The 17,595-nt window shown below is 72.4% G+C and carries 18 protein-coding genes; 9 read left to right on the plus strand and 9 right to left on the minus strand.

Annotated features, from left to right (window positions below):
• The first annotated feature begins 10 nt into the window (after positions 1-10).
• A complete protein-coding gene (gene pcaB, locus ACTWNK_RS16980) occupies positions 11-1,480 on the plus strand; it encodes a 3-carboxy-cis,cis-muconate cycloisomerase (RefSeq protein ID WP_474304949.1) in 1,470 nt (489 codons plus the stop codon).
• A 4-nt stretch (positions 1,481-1,484) separates the two neighbouring features.
• On the opposite strand, the gene ACTWNK_RS16985 is transcribed toward pcaB, so the two are convergent.
• From ACTWNK_RS16985 to ACTWNK_RS17000, 4 genes are all read right to left on the minus strand, one after another.
• On the minus strand, positions 1,485-2,744 hold the full coding sequence (locus ACTWNK_RS16985) for an RNA polymerase sigma factor (protein WP_474304950.1): 1,260 nt from the start codon (positions 2,742-2,744) through the stop codon (positions 1,485-1,487).
• Positions 2,745-2,774: 30 nt separating this feature from the next.
• Positions 2,775-3,125, minus strand: a complete 351-nt coding sequence (locus ACTWNK_RS16990; protein WP_474304951.1) for a YciI family protein — start codon at positions 3,123-3,125, stop codon at positions 2,775-2,777.
• Positions 3,126-3,212: 87 nt separating this feature from the next.
• The gene (locus ACTWNK_RS16995; protein ID WP_474304952.1) at positions 3,213-3,824 is read right to left on the minus strand and encodes a mycothiol-dependent nitroreductase Rv2466c family protein; all 612 of its coding nucleotides are present in this window, start codon (positions 3,822-3,824) and stop codon (positions 3,213-3,215) included.
• Positions 3,821-4,306, minus strand: a complete 486-nt coding sequence (locus tag ACTWNK_RS17000; RefSeq protein ID WP_474304953.1) for a nucleoside deaminase — start codon at positions 4,304-4,306, stop codon at positions 3,821-3,823. The genes ACTWNK_RS16995 and ACTWNK_RS17000 overlap by 4 nt, the downstream gene beginning before the upstream one ends.
• Positions 4,307-4,464: 158 nt before the next feature.
• Here ACTWNK_RS17000 and ACTWNK_RS17005 point away from each other — a divergent pair, with 158 nt between their 5' ends.
• On the plus strand, positions 4,465-5,898 hold the full coding sequence (locus ACTWNK_RS17005) for a dihydrolipoyl dehydrogenase family protein (protein WP_474304954.1): 1,434 nt from the start codon (positions 4,465-4,467) through the stop codon (positions 5,896-5,898).
• A gap of 104 nt (positions 5,899-6,002) precedes the next feature.
• The gene (locus ACTWNK_RS17010) at positions 6,003-6,539 is read left to right on the plus strand and encodes a DUF6609 family protein (RefSeq protein ID WP_474304955.1); all 537 of its coding nucleotides are present in this window, start codon (positions 6,003-6,005) and stop codon (positions 6,537-6,539) included.
• 58 nt (positions 6,540-6,597) lie between these two features.
• On the opposite strand, the gene ACTWNK_RS17015 is transcribed toward ACTWNK_RS17010, so the two are convergent.
• A complete protein-coding gene (locus tag ACTWNK_RS17015; protein ID WP_474304956.1) occupies positions 6,598-7,548 on the minus strand; it encodes a sporulation protein in 951 nt (316 codons plus the stop codon).
• A gap of 80 nt (positions 7,549-7,628) precedes the next feature.
• Between ACTWNK_RS17015 and ACTWNK_RS17020 the strand changes: the two genes are divergently transcribed.
• On the plus strand, positions 7,629-8,594 hold the full coding sequence (locus ACTWNK_RS17020; protein WP_474304957.1) for a magnesium transporter CorA family protein: 966 nt from the start codon (positions 7,629-7,631) through the stop codon (positions 8,592-8,594).
• Between the two features lie 13 nt (positions 8,595-8,607).
• Here ACTWNK_RS17020 and ACTWNK_RS17025 read toward each other — a convergent pair whose 3' ends face one another.
• Positions 8,608-9,075, minus strand: a complete 468-nt coding sequence (locus tag ACTWNK_RS17025; RefSeq protein WP_474304958.1) for an adenylyltransferase/cytidyltransferase family protein — start codon at positions 9,073-9,075, stop codon at positions 8,608-8,610.
• Positions 9,076-9,318: 243 nt separating this feature from the next.
• Between ACTWNK_RS17025 and ACTWNK_RS17030 the strand changes: the two genes are divergently transcribed.
• Positions 9,319-9,741 (plus strand): ATP-binding protein, encoded by a 423-nt coding sequence (locus tag ACTWNK_RS17030; RefSeq protein WP_474304959.1) that lies wholly within the window; start codon positions 9,319-9,321, stop codon positions 9,739-9,741.
• A 10-nt stretch (positions 9,742-9,751) separates the two neighbouring features.
• Here the strand turns inward: ACTWNK_RS17030 and ACTWNK_RS17035 are convergent, their stop codons facing one another.
• A complete protein-coding gene (locus ACTWNK_RS17035; RefSeq protein WP_474304960.1) occupies positions 9,752-10,732 on the minus strand; it encodes a LuxR C-terminal-related transcriptional regulator in 981 nt (326 codons plus the stop codon).
• Between the two features lie 129 nt (positions 10,733-10,861).
• On the opposite strand from ACTWNK_RS17035, the gene ACTWNK_RS17040 reads away from it, so the two are divergent.
• From ACTWNK_RS17040 to ACTWNK_RS17050, 3 genes are all read left to right on the plus strand, one after another.
• Complete coding sequence (locus tag ACTWNK_RS17040; RefSeq protein WP_474304961.1) at positions 10,862-12,478, plus strand: peptide ABC transporter substrate-binding protein; 1,617 nt, start codon at positions 10,862-10,864, stop codon at positions 12,476-12,478.
• Positions 12,479-12,686: 208 nt separating this feature from the next.
• Positions 12,687-13,610 (plus strand): ABC transporter permease, encoded by a 924-nt coding sequence (locus tag ACTWNK_RS17045; protein ID WP_474304962.1) that lies wholly within the window; start codon positions 12,687-12,689, stop codon positions 13,608-13,610.
• Positions 13,603-14,478, plus strand: coding sequence for an ABC transporter permease (locus tag ACTWNK_RS17050; RefSeq protein WP_474304963.1), 876 nt, complete (start codon positions 13,603-13,605; stop codon positions 14,476-14,478). Before ACTWNK_RS17045 ends, ACTWNK_RS17050 begins: the two co-directional genes overlap by 8 nt.
• On the opposite strand, the gene ACTWNK_RS17055 is transcribed toward ACTWNK_RS17050, so the two are convergent.
• Positions 14,470-15,444, minus strand: a complete 975-nt coding sequence (locus ACTWNK_RS17055; RefSeq protein WP_474304964.1) for an oxidoreductase — start codon at positions 15,442-15,444, stop codon at positions 14,470-14,472. The genes ACTWNK_RS17050 and ACTWNK_RS17055 overlap by 9 nt on opposite strands.
• A gap of 57 nt (positions 15,445-15,501) precedes the next feature.
• On the opposite strand from ACTWNK_RS17055, the gene ACTWNK_RS17060 reads away from it, so the two are divergent.
• The gene (locus tag ACTWNK_RS17060; RefSeq protein ID WP_474304965.1) at positions 15,502-15,915 is read left to right on the plus strand and encodes a MerR family transcriptional regulator; all 414 of its coding nucleotides are present in this window, start codon (positions 15,502-15,504) and stop codon (positions 15,913-15,915) included.
• A gap of 10 nt (positions 15,916-15,925) precedes the next feature.
• On the opposite strand, the gene ACTWNK_RS17065 is transcribed toward ACTWNK_RS17060, so the two are convergent.
• Positions 15,926-17,542, minus strand: coding sequence for a tetratricopeptide repeat protein (locus ACTWNK_RS17065; protein ID WP_474310934.1), 1,617 nt, complete (start codon positions 17,540-17,542; stop codon positions 15,926-15,928).
• Between the last annotated feature and the right edge of the window lie 53 nt (positions 17,543-17,595).

The raw sequence follows: 17,595 nt of genomic DNA on the forward strand, positions 1-17,595 counted from the left end.
GGGGTGCGCGGTGGAGCAGGCGACGGGCGACGAGGCGTACGTGCGGGCGATGCTCGACGCCGAGGTCGCGCTGGCGCGTGCGCAGGCGGGGGCGGGGCTGGTGCCGCAGGAGGCGGCTTCGGCGATCGGCAGGGCGGCGGCCGGCCTGCCGGTGCGGGCCCGGGAGCTGGCCTCGCGTGCGCGGGCCGACGGCAATCCGGTGATCGCGCTGATCGCCGACCTGAGGGACGCCGTCGCACCCGAACATGCCGGATATGTGCACTTCGGGGCTACCAGCCAGGACATCTGGGACACGGCCACGATGCTGGTCGCCTCCCGCGCCCTGGAGCCGCTGCTGGCCGACCTGGCAGCCGCGGGGGAGCGGCTGCACGCCCTGGCCGGGACGCATCGCGACACCGTCATGGCCGGGCGCACACTCGGCCGGCACGCCGTGCCCACCACGTTCGGGCTGAAGGCGGCCGGGTGGCGCGCACTGGTGCTGGGCGCGGCCGAGCGCCTCGCGGCGGTGCGGGCCGCGCTGCCCGTGCAACTGGGCGGCGCGGCCGGGACGCTGGCCGCCTACCCCGAGGGAGCGGCGGCCACGGGGCTGATCGCGGCCTTCGCCGTGGAGTGCGGGCTCGCCGAGCCGGCCCTCCCGTGGCACGTGCTGCGCGCTCCCGTCGCCGACCTGGCGGGCGCGCTCGCCTTCACGGCGGGGGCGCTCGGCAAGATCGCCGCCGATGTGCTGGCGCTGTCCACGGCCGAGGTCGGCGAGCTGAGCGAGGCGCACGGCGGCGGCTCCTCCTCCATGCCGCACAAGGCGAACCCGGTCAGATCCATCCTCGTCGCCGCCGCGGCCCGCCAGACCCCCGCCCTGGCCGCCACCCTGTACGGCTGCATGGCCGCACAGGACGAACGCCCGCCGGGCGCCTGGCACGCCGAATGGCAGCCGCTGCGCCAGGCGCTACGGCTGACCGGAGGAGCCGCGCGTGACACGGCCGACCTGCTCGCCGGGCTGCGCGTGCACCCGGACCGCATGCGGGCCAACCTCGCCCTGACCGGCCACCTGGACCCTGCGGACATCGGCAGCGCGCCCGCCCTGACCGACCGCGCGCTGGGCACCCCCGCGGACGAGCGCCGCGACGCGGGTACGGCCGTGCGCAGGCAGGTGCTCGGGGACGCGCACGTGGACCGGGCGATCGAGGCGACGACGGAGTTCACCGCCGACTTCCAGGACTTCATCACCCGCTACGCCTGGGGCGAGATCTGGACCAGGCCCGGCCTGAGCCGCCAGGTCAGAAGCTGCGTGACGCTGACGGCCCTGGTCGCGGGCGGCCACCACGACGAGCTGGCCCTGCACGTGCGGGCGGCCCTGCGCAACGGGCTCGGACCCGGGCAGATCAAGGAGGTCCTGCTGCAGACGGCGGTGTACTGCGGTGTCCCCGCCGCGAACAAGGCCTTCGCGATCGCCGCACGCGTGCTGGCCGAGGAGGGGCTCTAGCCACTCACCGCCCGGCGTACGCCGCGGCACGCAGGCGCAGATGACGGCGCTCGACGTCGTTGCCCGCCGCCGCGACCGCCAGCTCGATCCACCGTACGGCCTGCTCGGTCTCGCCGAGCTCGGCATGCAGTTCGGCCCGCAGCGCGAGAGGGCGGTGACCGCCGCACGCCGGACCGGCGGCGTCCAGGGCGAGCAGCCCGGCGGCCGGGCCCGACGCCATCGCCACGGCGGCGGCCCGGTTGGCCAGGACGGCGGGCGAAGGCGTCAGGACGGCCAGCCTGTCGTACAGCCGCACCACGGCCGCCCGGTCCGGATCCGGCCGCACCTGCGAAGCGGCGATCGCCGCCTGCAGGACCCAGGAACCGGGCGAGGCCCCGGCCCTGCGCAGGGCGTCGGCGGCCAGGGCGAGACCTTCGGCGATGTCGGCCCAGCGCCACAGCGAGCGGTCCTGCCTGGCCAGCAGGACCAGCTCGCCGTCCGACGTACGCGCGTCCCGCCTGGCGTCGGTGAGCAGCAGCACGGCCGAAAGGCCCAGCACCTCCGGCTCGTCCGGCAGCAGGCGGCGCAGCAGCGCGGCCAGGCGCAACGCCTCGTCGCACAGCGCAGGCCGTACCAGCAGGGGGCCTTCGGTGGCGGTGTGCCCTTCGGTGAAGACCAGGCCGACGACGGTGAGCACGGCGGCCAGCCGGTCGGGCCAGGCGGCGCGCGGCGGGATCTCCAGCGCGATGCCCGCCTCGCGGATCTTCCGTTTGGCCCGGACCAGGCGCTGGGCGACCGCGGCCTCGCCGGTGAGCAGGAGCCTCGCGGTCTCGGCCGAGGTCAGGCCGCACAGCAGGCGCAGGGCGAGCGCCACCTGGGCGGGCGCGCCGAGCGCCGGATGGCAGCAGGTGAAGACCAGCCGCAGCAGGTCCTCGGCCGCCGCGTCCGACCAGCACACCGCGCCGAAGGGGTCGTCCGGGTCGCTCACCAGGTCGGCGGCGGGCTCGTCGCGCATCTCGCCCGCGAGCGCGGTGAGCTTGGTGACGCTGGTCCGGTCGCGCCTGACCCGGTCGACCACCTTGCGCCTGGCCGTGGTCTGCAGCCAGGCGGCGGGATTGGCGGGCACACCGGCACGCGGCCAGGTCGCCAGGGCGGCGGCCACGGCCTCGGCGGCCGCGTCCTCCGCCCTGTCGAGGTCGCCGCTCCAGCGGGCCAGCCCGGCGACCAGCGCCGGCCAGTGCTCGCGGTACAGCCGCTCGACGGCGTCCTCGACAGGGCCGCTCACGGCCTCAGGCCCAGTTCGACGGTCATCGGCTCAGCCGCGTTCGATGAGCGGTCGCACCTCGACCGAGCCGAAGTCGGCGGCCGGGCAGTCGGCGGCGTGCTTCAACGCGGTGTCGAGGTCGGGCGCCTCCACGATCCAGTAGCCGCCGAACGACTCGGTCAGCTCGGCGAACGGCCCGTCGGTCAGCAGGGTGGCGCCGTCGCGGTTGCGCACGGTGGTGGCGGTGTCGGGCGTCTGCAGCTGCTCGGCCGACAGCAGCGCGCCGGAGGCGGCCAGCGCCTGGCTGAAGTCGACGAACCTGCTCATGGCCGCTTCGTACACCTCGGCGGGCAGGTTGTCGAGCGCGGCCCGGTCGACGTGGGCCATCAGGATGTAACGCATGGCGACTCCTCACGGTAAGGCGGGCGGCGGCGCCGCCCTTCGCCTGTTCGACGGGCGAGCCGTCCGGCTTTCGACAGGGTTTCGCCGTCAGTTGTGGCCGGGTGCGGGCGGGCCCTTGAGCTCGTGGAAGCCGGGCGTGCCCGACACGAGCAGGACGCCGTCCCACAGCCTGCCCGCCTGCTCGCCGGTCGGCGCGGCCGAGACGACCGGCCCGAAGAACGCCACGCGCTCCCCGGCGGGCGGCGTCACCGCGATCACGGGTGTGCCGACGTGCGGCCCGACCAGGGCCATGGCCTCGGCATGCGAGGCACGCAGGAACGCGTCGTGCGCCGTGCCCGTCACCTCCTCGGCCAGCCCGACCGGCAGCCCGGCGGCGTCGAGCGCCTCCCGCATCGGCGCGATCCAGTCGCCGCCGCGCCCGTCCTCGGCCGTCCACAGGGCCGCGTGCAACCGGCCGAGCGCCTGCGAGCCGTACCTCTCCTGTACGGCGGCGCACAGCCGGGCGGGCAGCCACAGGTAACCGTCGGGGTCGCCCTCCGGGTCGTCGTCGCGGCCCTCGTTGAGCACCGACAGGCTCATGACGTGCCAGCGCACCTCGATCGGCCTGACCTCGGCCGCGGCCCGCAGCCAGCGCGCGGTGAGCCAGGTGTAGGGGCACGACGGATCCAGCCAGAAGTCGGCGGTGAAGACGCCGCTCACGGCCGTGAGGCGGTGTGGAAGGCGTGGTGCAGGGCGCGTACCTGCCCGGCCAGCTCGGGCGCGGGTCCCGAGACGACGGCGCCGGGCACCACCTCGGTGATCGCCAGCGTGCGCACCGGTGGCGCGGGCACGCCGAGCTCGGCCAGCCAGCCCGCCAACTGCTCGCCCGAGGCGGCGTACACGATGCGGCCGAGCCCCACCCAGCCGTGCGCCGCCGCGCACATCGGGCAGTGCTCGCCCGAGGTGTAGACGGTGGCGTTCGCGCGCTCGCCCGGCGTGAGGTGCGCGGCGGCCCAGCGGGCGAGCGCGAACTCCGGATGGCGGGTCCTGTCGCCTCCCGCCACCCGGTTGTGGTCCTCGGCCAGCACCGAGCCGTCGGCGGCGACGAGCAGCGAGCCGAAGGGCTCGTCGCCCACGTCGAGCGCCTCGCTCGCCAGCTCAACACACCGGCGCAGGTGACGCAGGTCGTCGTCGGTCAGCATGGGCGGGCCTCCAGCTCGTGCGATGGTCGCCACCATGCTAGGGCCACGGGTCCACGCCCTTCCGTCATGCCCGCGAGGGGCCTGCTCGCGGGTGGCCGCCCCCCGACGGCATAGCGTGGGCGGGGACGGTTTCGGGATTCGAGGTGGAGGTGGCCGCTGTGGCTGAGCAGACGGGCGAGGACGTCGACGTCGTGGTGATCGGAGCCGGACCGGCGGGGGAGAACGTCGCCGGAAGGGCCGTACGCGGCGGTCTGAAGGTCGCGGTGGTGGAGGCGCACCTGGCGGGGGGCGAGTGCTCCTACTACGCGTGCATCCCGAGCAAGGCGCTGCTGCGCCCGATGGAACTGGCCGCCGAGGTGCGCCGGGTGCCCGGTCTCGACACGGCGCTGACCGGCGGGATGGACGTCGCCGCGGTCCTGGCCAGGCGGGACGCGCTCGTCGACGGCTACGACGACCACGGCCAGGTCGAGTGGGTGCGGAAGCTGCCCGCCGTCCTGGTCAGGGGCAAGGGCCGGGTGACGGGGCCGAAGACGGTCGAGGTGCGGCGGCCGGACGGGAGCACCACCGTGTTGCGCGCCGCGCACGCCGTGGTGCTGGCGACCGGCAGTGTGCCGATCGTGCCGCCCGTGCCCGGCCTGGAGGCGGCCAGGCCGTGGTTCAGCAGGCAGGCCACGACGGTGACCGAGGTGCCGGAGCGGCTGGTGGTGATCGGCGGCGGCGTCGTGGCGTGCGAGATGGCCCAGGCCCTGCACGCGCTCGGCGCACGCGAGACCACGGTGCTGGTCAGGGGCGGCGGCCTGCTGGGCAGGGTGGAGCCGTTCGCGGGCGAACTGCTGGCCGAATCGATGCGCGAGTCCGGCATCGATCTGCGTTTCGGCGTCGAGGTCGACCAGGTGCGGCGCGCGGCCGAAGGCGGTCCGGTGACCGTACGGCTGGCGGACGGCGACAGCGTCGAGGCCGACGAACTGCTGGTGGCGACCGGTCGCAGGCCCGCCACCGACGGCCTGGGCCTGGACGCGCTCGGCCTGGACCCGAGCCGCCCGGTCGAGGTGGACGACAGCATGCTCGCGGTCGGCGTGCCCGGCGGCTGGCTCTACGCCGTGGGCGACGTCAACGGGCGCAGCCTGCTCACGCACATGGGCAAGTACCAGGCGCGGGTGTGCGGCGACGTCATCGCGGCGCGGGCGCGCGGCGGCTCGGACGAGGGGGCGGCGCTGCGGGACGCGGCCGACGCCCGAGGGGTGCCGCAGGTCGTCTTCACCGATCCGCAGGTGTGCGCGGTCGGCCGCACCGAGGAGCAGGCCAGGCGCGAGGGCTTCGACGTGCGCGTGGTCGAGTACGACCTGGGCGCGGTGTCCGGGGCCAAACTGCTGGGCGACGGCTACAAGGGCCGGGCCAAGGCCGTGGTCGACGAACGCCGCAAGGTCCTGCTCGGCGTCACGTTCGCCGGGCCGGGAGTCGCCGAACTCCTGCACGCGGCGACCATCGCGGTCACGGCCGAGGTGCCGCTGGCCACCCTGTGGCACGCGGTGCCGTCCTTCCCGACGGTGAGCGAGGTCTGGCTGAGGCTCCTGGAGGAGTACGGCCTGTAGGGACGGAGCCGGGGTCTCGGACGAGTGGTTTTCTCGGTTTCGGCTGGCCGGATCTGACATGCTGGCCTGCGATCACTCGTCCCTAAAATGCGAAATGTAGGACAATGTCCCTCCAGGTGCTCTCCCTCACCCTTGCCGGCGATCATCCGTACCCGCTCATTCGGGGCGGCGGGCTCTTCCTCATCTGTGTGGGCCTGTGCTTCCTGCTGAGCTGGATCTTCCAGCGCTACTGGCTGCAGTTCGTGATCGCGGGATTCGTCACCGGATTCGTCGCCAGCGGCCTCAGCGCGCTGCTGCCCTCGCTCGGCACGCCGTCGCCGGTGCAGATCGGCTGGCTGGTGGGGTCGTTCGTGCTGGAGATGGGGCTGATCTATCTGGTCCTGACCAGGTACAAGGACGCCGGCCAGCGCACGCTCGTGCTGAGCATCCTGTTCGTGGTGGGCCTGCACTTCATCACGATGGGCGGGGCGCACGGGCCGCTCATCGCGGTGCTCGGCGTGCTCACCTCGCTCAACGCCCTCGTCGGGCTCAAGCTGGCGACCGGCGTGCCCGACAGGGTGTTCGGCGTCGTGGACGCGCTGCTCAAGCTGGGGGTCGGGCTGGTCATGCTGCTGGCCTACCCGGCGCTGACGTACACCTGAGGCACCTGGGCCATGCGTGCGGGCGCTCGTGGCGAGCGCCCGCACGGGGACGGGCGGACTACCAGTCGCCGCCCTCCTCCTCGTCGCTCTCGAAGATCTCCTCCACGGCCTCGGCCGCGACATAGCCGCCGACCACGCCCACCGCGCCCGCGGCGACGAGACCGCCGACGCCCGGACCCTCGTGGTGCTCGCCGTGATGCCCGCCGTAGTGCCCGCCATGACCACCGTGCCCGCCATGGCCGCGGCCCTGGCCGAGACGCTCCAGCCAGGCGGTGAGCTCCGACTCCCACGGCGTGAGCAGGGCCTGCTCGTGCGTGACCTGGAATCGCCCGAAGGAGTCGCCCCCGGACGAGCCGCCGCGCTTGTCGGCCTCCAGGATGATCTCCAGGCCCGAGGCGCTCGCCACGAAGGTCAGCTCGACCTCGTTGATCACACCCGCGTACTGGGCCGGTGGGTGGAACTCCAGCTCCTGGAAGAACGGGAGCTCCTGCTGCACGCCGTACAGGCGGCCGATCTCGACGTCGCCCGACCTGAACTGGAACCCGAGCGCGGCGAACGCCTGCAGCACCCGCTCCTGCGAGGCCAGCGCCTCCACGGCGAACAGGTCCAGGTCGCCCTTGTCCACGGCCTTGGCGATCGCGAGTTCGGTGCGCACGCCCATCGCCATGCCGGGCAGCGAACGCCCGTGCACCTCGGTGATCGGCGCCTCCCACGGCACGGTCAGCTGGAAGGGCACGGTGCGCTCCTCGCCCACCGCCAGCCGGAAGGGACCCGACACCTGCGCCCTGCCGAACTCCGACAGGCCGTGCTGCTCCCCCTCGGCGTGCTCGGACTCGGCCCCCGTGACCAGGGCCAGTGTGATGTGCTCGATGTCGGCGTCGAACTCGCCGCCCTTGATCCGGACCTCCCCCGCGAGCGGACCGCCGGGCCGGACCCTGGTGGACGACAGCACGGTGTCGACCGAGGGTGCTCCGACGCCGAAGGCTCCGAGCATGCGTTTGAAGACCACGTCTACTTCTCCTGTCGTTGCGGTGACGGCGAACGGCAAACGATCAGCGCGAGTACTTGGTTCCTCTAGCCTTGACCATCATGGTGCGTACCCGCCTCTACCGCGACGGAGTCCTTCAGGCGCAGGACTTTCCGGTGTCGGAGGTGTCCGATCATGTGGCCGATCCCGCCTGTGCGATCTGGTTCGACCTGTGCTGCCCGGCTCCGGCCGACCTGGAGACGATCAGCGAGGAACTCGGCCTGCACAGGCTCGCGATCGAGGACGTGCTCAGCGACCACCAGCGCCCCAAGCTCGACGTCTACGACAGCCACCTGTTCCTCACCGTGTACGGCGTGCACATGGTCGAGGGCAGGCTGGAAGCGGTCGAGATCTCCGTCTTCGTCACGCACAACGCCCTGGTCACGGTCAGGGAGAACGACCACTTCCCCATCGAGCCCGTCCTGGAGCGCTGGGACGCCGGGCACGAGCTGGCGGCGCACGGCGTGCCGTTCCTGCTGCACGGCCTGCTCGACGTCGTCGTCGACGGGCACTTCGACCTGGTCCAGGACTTCGACGCCCAGGTGGAGGAGCTGGAGAACCAGCTGTTCGACGAGACGATGAGCCACAAGGAGATGCAGCGCACGGCGTTCGGGCTGCGCAAGAACATGGTGCGCCTGCGCCGGGTCGTGCTGCCGATGCGCGAGGTGGTCGGCTCGGTGATGCGGCGCGACCTCGACATCGTCGCCTCCGGCATGATGCCGTACTACCAGGACGTCTACGACCATGTGCTGCGCGCGGCCGAGCTGGCCGACTCGCTGCGCGACCTGATCGGCAACATCAGGGAGACGCACATGACGCAGCAGGGCTACCGGATGAACGAGATCATGAAGAAGGTGACGAGCTGGGCGGCCATCATCGCCGTGCCCACGATGATCACCGGTTTCTACGGCCAGAACATCCCGTATCCCGGCATCGGCCAGCCCGCGGGCTTCTGGTTCTCCTCGGCGGCGATCGTCGTCGCCTCGGCCGCGCTGTACCTGGCGTTCAAGAAGCGCGACTGGTTGTAGGGCCCCGGGCGGGCTAGGAGCCGCCCACCGCGTTGACGATGCGGGTGGTCGAGCGGCCGGGGATGGCGGCGAGCTCCCAGCACTGCGCGCCGAGCAGCGCCGCGGCGGCGAGCCTGCCCCCGGCGTGCGGGTCGCCCGCGGTGTGGGCCAGCGCTCCCGGCTTCATCGGGGCCAGCAGGTCGATGTAGTCCTCGGGGCTGTGGGCCTGCGGCGGGCCCTGGACGAGGAAGACGCCCGCGACGTCGCGCAGCGCGGCCAGCACCTCGGCCCGCTCGGCGGCGGTGTTCACCGGCCTGCTCGGGCCCTTCCACGCGCGCACCCGTGGATCGTCCTCGACGCCCACGACGAGCGGCAGGCCGCGCTCGGCCACGGCACGCAGGTAGCGGACGTGGCCCACGTGCAGGATGTCGAACACCCCCGTGACGACCGCCGCCCCCTCCCCGTCGTAGGGCTGCACCCAGACGGCCTGCAGGCTGCTCACGCGCGGGTTCCCCTTCCCTCGGCCTCGTCGGAGACGGACCACCTCGTCGACGGCGGACCACGTCGAGGGCAGACTACTCGGTCCGGCCGCCTGCTCGGCGTGGCGGCCCGGCGGGCGGCGCGACGGGTGTCGGCGGGATTCGGTTCCCACCGGAAACTGCATTCCTACCTTTTGGCGATAATCTTCGACGCCCTCTCCCACGTCCTTACATAGTCGCCGGAATCGGGTGGTTCGGAGGTCGCGGTGGAATCGACGGAGCACGATGTCAGCGTCAGACTCGACGGCGCGCCCGACCAGGTGGCGAGGGCGCGCCGCATCGTCACGGCGGCGCTCGGCCGCAGACACCCCCTGCACGACGACTGCGTCCTGCTGACCAGTGAGCTGGCCACCAACGCCGTCGTGCACTCCCAGTCGGGCGACGGAGGCGCCTTCACCCTGACCGTGCACTCCGCCGGGGACAGGGTACGCGTGTGCATCGCCGACGACGGCTCCGAGCAGCCGCCCTGTCCGGGCAAGGCCGGGCCCAACGCCAGCAGCGGCCGGGGCCTGCCCCTGCTGGAGGCGCTGAGCCACCGCTGGGGCTTCGTCAGGGAGAACGGCTCCACCACCGTCTGGTTCGAACTCCTGCTCGTCACCGTGCCCGCCGGATGGGCGGCGGCGGTGTAGCGGGCCCGCCTCAGCGCAGGTCGAGGCGGCACAACCCCTCGGCCAGCGCCTTGGTGGTCAGCCTGGTACGGCTGTCGCACCCGAGCTTGGTGAAGATGTGCTCCAGATGCGTCGTCACGGTCCTGACGCTGAGCACCAGCGCCGCCGCGATCTGCGGATTGGAGTCGCCCGCCGCCACCCGCGTGAGCACGTCCACCTCACGCCCGGTCAGCTCGTACGGCAGTGCGCACGGCCGCTCGGCGATCACGGCTCCCTGGATGGCCCCGTGGAAGCCGACTCCCGCCCTGGTCAGGCGTACCTCGCGCCAGCGGCCTTCGGGGTCGAGCCACAGGCCGCGCCTGCTGAGCTCGCGCGAGTCGATGAAGCGCCTGGCCAGGTCGGCCATGGCTGGCTCGGCCGCGACCTGCTCCGACCTCGGTGTGCCGGTGACGTCGCGCCTGGCGCCGCTGCGGTCGAAGGCGACGGCGGCGAACCCGGGCGGCAGCCCCGCCGGGTCGACCACGCAACGCGACAGGTCGGTGACATGGGCCAGGGTGGACGACAGGGCGGTGATCAGCGTGCCCGACGCCGCGGGGAAGGCGCCGGGCGAGCGCGCCGACAGGTGCAGCAGCCCGGTGTAGCGGCCTTCGGCGAGGAACAGCGGCATGGTCAGCCCGGAGCGCCAGCCGTAGGGCTCCAGGTGGCGGCGCACATAACGCTCGGTGCCCGGCGCGGGCATCGTCAGCGGCTCACGCGCACTCCTGGCCCGCCGGTACGGCGCCAGCCGCACGTACTCCTCGGCGGCGTCGTGGTCGAGGCGGGTGTGGCCGTCGGACAGCAGGCTGCGGTGCGCGCCGGTGGCGGGGTCGTAGGCGACGAACTCGTAGGCGTCCATCGGGATCACCTCACGCAGGGACGTCATCGCCCCGTGCGCCCCGTCGCGTGCGGCCAGCCGGAAGCCCGCCTCGGTGACGGCGCGGAGGTGGCAGGCGCTCAGCGTGATGGTGTCCATGGTCTCCTCCCGGCACAGCCTGACGGACGCTCGGCTCTGACGGAATACGTAAACCTTCCGATGTCTGCGCTTGTTGCCGTCTTTACCCTCTCCGGCATTACGCCGGAGTCAAGGAGAGGCGGACAAAGAGTGACGGTCTTCACGAGAACACGGGGTACCGCCGTCCTCCTGGCGGCGCTGCTGGCGGCGAGCGGCTGCGGCGGCGGTGAGCCGGGCAAGGCGGGGGGCACGCCGTCCGAAGGCGGGGGCGACCAGGCGGCCACCTTCGCGGTCGCCCTGACCGAACCCGATCACCTGACGCCCGGCAACACCTCCAGCAGCTACTCCATCACCGTCTTACAGGCGCTCTTCGACACGCTCGTCGTCATCGACGCCCAGGGCAAACCGGTCATGCGCGCGGCCGAATCGGTCACCAGCACCGACCAGAAGGTCTGGACCATCAAGATCAAGGCAGGCCAGAAGTTCCACAACGGCGAGGCCGTCACCGCCCAGAGCTTCGCCGACGCCTGGAACGCCACCGCCTACGCGCCCAACGCCTGGACCAACAACTACTACTTCGGCAACATCGAGGGCTATGCCGACCTCAACCCGGAGGAGGAGGGCGCCTCGCCCAAGGCCGAGACGATGAGCGGGCTGAAGGTCGTCGACGAGTCGACCCTGCGGGTGACGCTCACCGCGCCGTTCAGCCAGTTCCCCATCACGCTGGCCTACACGGGCTTCGCCCCCATGCCGAAGGCCGCCCTGACCGACGCCAAGGGCTATGACGTCAAGCCGATCGGCAACGGCCCCTTCATGATCGACGGGGAGTGGGAGCGCGGCAGGCGGATCAAGGTCAAGAGGTTCGACGGCTACGCGGGACCGCGTCCGGCGCGGTCGGCCGGAATCGACTTCAAGATCTACGTCGACCGGGACGCCGCCTATGTCGACCTGCGCGGCGGGAACGTCGACCTGCTGCAGACCATCCCTCCGGCCAATGCGGCCGAGGCGAAGAAGCTGCTGGGTGACAGGTTCGTCGCCACGCCCGGCGGCACGATGGACTACCTGGGCTTCCCGGTCTTCGACAAGAGGTTCCAGAACGCCGGTCTGCGCAGGGCCGTCTCGATGGCGATCGACAGGCAGGCCATCGTGGACGCGGTCTACGACGGGGCGTTCAAGCCGATGGCCTCGCTGGTCGCACCGCTGGTGCCCGGCTACCGCGAGAACGCCTGCGGCGAGGCGTGCGTCTACGACCCGGCCAAGGCCAAGGCGCTGTTCGACCAGTCGGGCGGCTTCTCCGGCACGCTCAACCTGTACTTCTCCAACGCCGATCCCAGCTACGAGCAGTGGATGACCGCGGTCGCCAACCAGCTCAAGGACAACCTGGGCATCGCCGACATCAAGTTCCGCAAGGTGCCCGCCGCCGACTACCTCTCGACGCTGCGCGCCCACCAGCAGGACGGCCCGTACCGCAACAACTGGGTCATGGACTATCCGAGCGCGCAGAACTATCTGGAGTCCATGTGGGGGGCGGGCAACCGGATGGGCTGGGAGAACAAGCAGTTCGACGACCTCATCGCCCAGGCCAACGCCGCCCCCACGACCGACGCCTCGATCCCGCTCTACCAGCAGGCCGAGGACGTGGCGCTGAAGGAGATGCCGATGGCCCCCCTGTGGAACTGGCAGGACCAGGCGGGCTACTCCGACAGGCTCACGGGCGTCAACCTCGACGCCTACAGCCCGAACCTCGACACGATCACCGTCAAGTAGGCGCCGACGTGAGGGCGCCGGCATACGAGCGTCGGAACGGGATGCCGTCGTGAAGGCGTCGGCACGCGAACGCCGGAAGGCAGGCCCGAGCCCCCGCTCCATGCTCGCCGCTCGGGCCGGGGCAATCGTCGAGTAGCGCTGCCGTTCCCCTTGGGGCACACCGACCCGGTGTGCCCCAAGGACAGTCGGTGGCAGAACCGGATTTTTCGTGAAATATGCGGTCCACCGACTGCTCCAGGCGGTCCCGGTGTTCCTCGGGACGACGTTCCTCATCTACGCGATGGTCTTCTACCTGCCGGGCGACCCCATCCTGGCGCTGGCGGGCGAGAAGGACGTGCCCGAGCACATCCTCCAGGCGTTGCGCGAGCGCTACCACCTCAACGACCCCCTGCTGGTGCAGTACGGCAAGTACATGCTCGGTGTCGTCCAGGGCGACCTCGGCGAGACCTTCACCGGCAGGCCGGTCGCCGAGCTGCTGGAGGACCGCTGGCTGGTGACGCTGCGGCTCACGCTGGTCGCCTGGGTCTTCGAGCTCGTCGTCGGGATCGGGCTCGGCGTGCTGGCGGGGCTGCGGCGCGGCGGCATCGTGGACACGGCCGTCCTGGCCGGAACCACGTTCATCATCGCGGTGCCGGTCTTCGTCGTCGGCTACGTCGCGCAGATCGTACTCGGACTGCATCTGAACCTGTTCCCCACGGCCGGGATCGACGACGGCTTCCCCTACGCCTACCTGCTGCCCGGCATGGTGCTCGGCTCGTTCGGGCTCGCCTATGTCGCCAGGCTGACCAGGACCTCGCTCGTCGAGAACCTGCGCGCCGACTACGTGCGCACCGCGAAGGCCAAGGGGATGCGCCGCCGTCGCGTCATCGGCACGCACGCGTTGCGCAACTCGCTCATCCCGGTCGTGACCTTCCTCGGCGTCGACTTCGGCAACCTCATGGCGGGAGCCGTCGTCACCGAGGGCATCTTCAACCTGCCGGGCATCGGCGGGCAGGTCTTCCAGTCGATCCAGCTGCAGGAGGGGCCGGTCGTCGTCGGCGTGGTCACCGCGCTCGTCCTGATCTTCCTGCTCGTCAACCTCGTCGTGGACCTGCTCTACGGCGTGCTCGATCCGAGGATTCGCCGTGGCTGAGACGACGACACCACCGGCCGTGCGCGGTTCGCTGTGGTGGGACGCCTGGGTGGAGCTGCGCGGCCGTGCCGTCTTCTGGATCGCGGCCGTCATCCTGCTCCTCGCGGTGGCGATGGCGCTGCTGCCCGACCTGTTCGCCTCGTTCGGGCCCAACGACGGGTGCCGGATCCGCATGTCGAAGCACGGGCCGGGGCCTGGCGCGCCGTTCGGGTACGACCTGCAGGGCTGCGAGTACTGGTCGCAGATCGTGCACGGCACCCGCGCCTCGGTGCTCATAGGCGTCGCCGTCACGGTGTTCGCCCTGTTCATCGCGGTCGTGCTGGGCCTGCTCAGCGGCTTCTACGGCGGCTGGATCGACGTCGTGGTCTCGCGGCTGACGGATGTGTTCTTCGGCATCCCGTTCGTACTCGGCGCGACCGTCGTGCTCGTCGCCTTTCCCGGGCACGGGATGAGCGCCATGACGCTGGTGCTGGTGCTGCTCGGCTGGACGACGATGACCAGGCTGATGCGGGCCCAGGTGATCGCGGTGCGCGACATGGACTTCGTCACGGCGGCCCGGATGCTCGGGGCCTCGCCGGTGCGGATCATGATCAAGCACATCATGCCCAACGCGTTCGCGCCCGTGTTCGTGGTCGCGATGCTCAATGTCGGCAATGTCATCGCCGGTGAGGCCACGCTCGACTACCTGGGCGTCGGCCTGCAGTACCCGGACGTGTCGTGGGGCATGCAGCTGAACGTGGCGCAGAACTACTTCTCCGAGCATCCGCACCTGCTGGTGTTCCCCTCGGTGTTCCTGACCGCGACCGTGCTCAGCTTCCTGCTGCTCGGCGACGTGGTGCGCGACGCGCTCGACCCGAAGCTACGCTGAGCGCCGAAGCGGCGCCGTACCCGTGAAGGAGACCAGGTCGGCGCCGAGCGCGAGCCGGGCCTCACCCGCCTCAGGGGTGGCGGGCCGGGGGCCCGAGATCAGGGTGCCGGGCCAGGCCGCGCGCATCGCGGACAGGACCTCGTCGCCGCCCTGGTCGAGGACGTGCAGATGGGCCAGGCCGAGCGGGCGCAGCGCCTCGGCGAGCACGCGGTGCACGGCGACGGGATCGCTCTCGCACACGTCGTGCGCGCCCGAACCCGGTGACACACGCACGCCGGTCCGGTGCGCGCCGATCGCGTCCGCCACCGCCTCGGCGACCTCGACGGCGAACCTGACGCGCCCGGCGGCCGAGCCCCCGTAGCCGTCCGTGCGCCGGTTGACGCCGTCGGCGAGGAACTGGTGCAGCAGATGCCCCTCACCGGCCTGTACCTCCACCGCGTCGAACCCGGCGGCCACGGCGCCACGCGCCGCCTCGGCGAACGCCAGCACGGTCGCGGCCAGTTCGGCCGCCTCCAGCGCGTCCGGCGGCACCGGCGAGCGCCATCCGCGCCAGGTCGCCACCCTGCCGCCCGGCGCCACCGCCGACGGCGCGACGGGCCGCCGCCAGCCCGGCAGCGTGAGCGGGTGCGAGAGCCGCCCGGCATGGGTGAGCAGCGCGACGACCGTCCCGCCCGCCGCGTGCACCTGCTCGACCGCGGCCCGCCACGCCGCCACCTGCCCGGCCGTGGCCAGCCCCGGAACGCCCGGCCCCTGCTTGCCCATCCGCGACACCGCGACCGCCTCGCCGATCATCAGCCCGCCCCCGGCCAGCCCCGCGTAGCGCCGTCCGGTGGCCGGGTGCGGCACGTCGGTGACGTCATGGGCGTCGCCCGCCTGCGACGCGGTCGCCACCATGCGGTCGCGCAGCGGCCACACCCCACCCTCGTACGGCCGCAGCAGCGCGCCGGCCTCGCACATCGTCGTCATAGGCGGCAAGCTAGGCCCTCACGTCCATGTGAGGGTCAAGCGCGTAGCATCGACGGCATGCGGATCGGAGAGCTCGCGCAGCGCGCGGGGGTGAGCGTCAGGTCGCTCCGCTACTACGAGGAGCAGGGCCTGCTCGTCCCGATGCGTGGCGCCAACGGCTACCGCGACTACGGCGAGGACGCGGTCGTCAGGGTCGGCCAGATCCAGCTGCTGTTCGCCGCCGGGATGTGCAGCGGCAAGATCGGCGTGCTGCTGTCGGCCGTGCGCGAGGGCGACGCCTGTCATGTGATCGTCGAGCCGGAGGTCGCGGGCGAGCTGGAGGAGGTCAGGCTGCGGCTGCGCCGCGAGATCGAGGAGCGCGAGGCGTCCCTGCGTGTGCTCGACCGCGTCGTCTCGGCCACCGGCAGCCCCGACGACATCCGGCCCGACATCGTCAAACGCGGCTATCTGGCCCGCCGCTCCCGGGACTGACGCTCGCCGCTCAGACGTGGTACACCGAACCGGCGCTCAGCACGCCGACGGTCAGGCCGATCGCAGTGCTGACCGTGTGCACCAGGACGGCAGGCCAGATCGAGCCGCTGCGCCGCATCACCTCGGCGGCGACCAGTCCCACGACGAACGCGGCCGGCAGCGCCGAGTCGATCCCGTGCGCGAGCGCGGACACCACCGCACTGCCCACGACGCCCACCACCGCCCCGTACCTGAGCAGCACCGTCGCCACCACCCCCCTGAACAGCAACTCCTCCCCGACCGGCGTCAGCACGGCCGCCATGAGCAGCGTCAGCACGAGGACCACCGGCCCGCCCGCCTGGTACGGCTCCCGCACGAGACCGGCGTGCCCGGCGGCGGAGGTGAAGGCCGAATAGGCCACCCGGCTCAGCAGCCAGGCCGCCACCCCGCCCGCGACTCCCGCCAGCAGCCAACGCTCCGACGCCGCCCGTACCCCGAACGGTCCCGGCGTCCGGATCCGCACCGCGAACGCCGCCCCGAAGGCGAGCAGCCCGCACATCCCGGGCAGCGCGGCCGACAGCAGCCCGTGCACGGCGGGCCCCGGGTCCAGCGCGTCGGACAGGACGACCCCGCCGTACCAGCCCGCCGCCATGACCACCGCGCCGACCAGCACCTCAAGCCACCCTGGCCGCAGCCGGAAGCGGGCGAGGCGGCCCGAGGCCAGGGCGTCGTCTACGGGCGGTGCGGGGGAGGCGTAGGCGTCGAGGATCGCGCGGATCTCGGCCGTCTGCGGGTGCTCCGGGCCGAGCGTACGCTCACGCAGGCGCAGCACCGTCGTGTACTCCGCGCGGGCGGACGGAATGTCTCCCGTCCAGGCCGCCCAGTCGGCGAGCTGGGCGCGGACGGCGACGGTGTGCGCGTCCTCGGGGCCCCGGGTACGCAGATAGGCCGGGAGCAGGGCGGCGTACTGGTCACGTGCCGCCGCCGCGTCACCGGCCTTCCCCGTCCAGAAGGCCGTGTTGGCACGGGTTTCCAGGGTCTCAAGGTGGTCCGCGCCCCACACGCGTGTATAGGAGGACACCAGGTCGGCGTACTGGTCCCTGGCTCCCGCCGCGTCGCCCGTCGTGCCTGTGTGCTCGGCGATGTGGGCGCGGGTGTTGAGGGTGTGGGGATGTTCGGCGCCCAGGACGCGGATGTCGTCGGGCAGCACGGCGAGATACAGCTCAAGGGCCTGCGCCCGGCGACCTGTCATCCCGGTCCAGTAGGCGACGAAGGCGCGTGTCCGGACGGTCTGCGGATGGTCGACGCCCAGGGCGCGCTCACGGTCGTGCAGGAGGTGGGTGTACCCGACGCGGGCCTCTTCGGGGTCGCCCGCCCGGCCTGTCCAGTCGGCGAGGCCGTCGTGGATGCTGAGGGTGTCGGGGTGGTCGGCGCCGAGCGCGCGCCTGGACAGGGGCAGCAGGGCGGCGAACTGGCCGCGCGCCCCCACCGCGTCACCGGCGCGCCCCGTCCATTGGGCCATGTGCGCGCGGGCCGCGATCGTGTCGGGGTCCTCCTCCCCGTAGGCGGCGCGCGAGTGGTGGTACAGGTCCCGGGCCAGCGTGTGCGCCGCTGAGTAGTCGCCGCTCGCGCCCAGGTAACGCAGCATCCGCCACAACGCCCGTGAACCCGGCTGACACAGATGGAGGGCATGCGGCAGCA

It is taken from the genome of Nonomuraea sp. IBHARD001 (genome assembly GCF_056106265.1).

Coding starts and splice junctions, on each gene's coding strand:
- ACTWNK_RS16990 (WP_474304951.1), bottom strand. CDS start 3,125: ATGCGTTACATCCTGATGGCCCACGTCGACCGGGCCGCGCTCGACAAC.
- ACTWNK_RS17000 (WP_474304953.1), bottom strand. CDS start 4,306: ATGCTGACCGACGACGACCTGCGTCACCTGCGCCGGTGTGTTGAGCTG.
- ACTWNK_RS17010 (WP_474304955.1), top strand. CDS start 6,003: ATGTCCCTCCAGGTGCTCTCCCTCACCCTTGCCGGCGATCATCCGTAC.
- ACTWNK_RS17020 (WP_474304957.1), top strand. CDS start 7,629: ATGGTGCGTACCCGCCTCTACCGCGACGGAGTCCTTCAGGCGCAGGAC.
- ACTWNK_RS17035 (WP_474304960.1), bottom strand. CDS start 10,732: ATGGACACCATCACGCTGAGCGCCTGCCACCTCCGCGCCGTCACCGAG.
- ACTWNK_RS17055 (WP_474304964.1), bottom strand. CDS start 15,444: ATGACGACGATGTGCGAGGCCGGCGCGCTGCTGCGGCCGTACGAGGGT.
- ACTWNK_RS17060 (WP_474304965.1), top strand. CDS start 15,502: ATGCGGATCGGAGAGCTCGCGCAGCGCGCGGGGGTGAGCGTCAGGTCG.
- ACTWNK_RS17065 (WP_474310934.1), bottom strand. CDS start 17,542: ATGCTGCGTTACCTGGGCGCGAGCGGCGACTACTCAGCGGCGCACACG.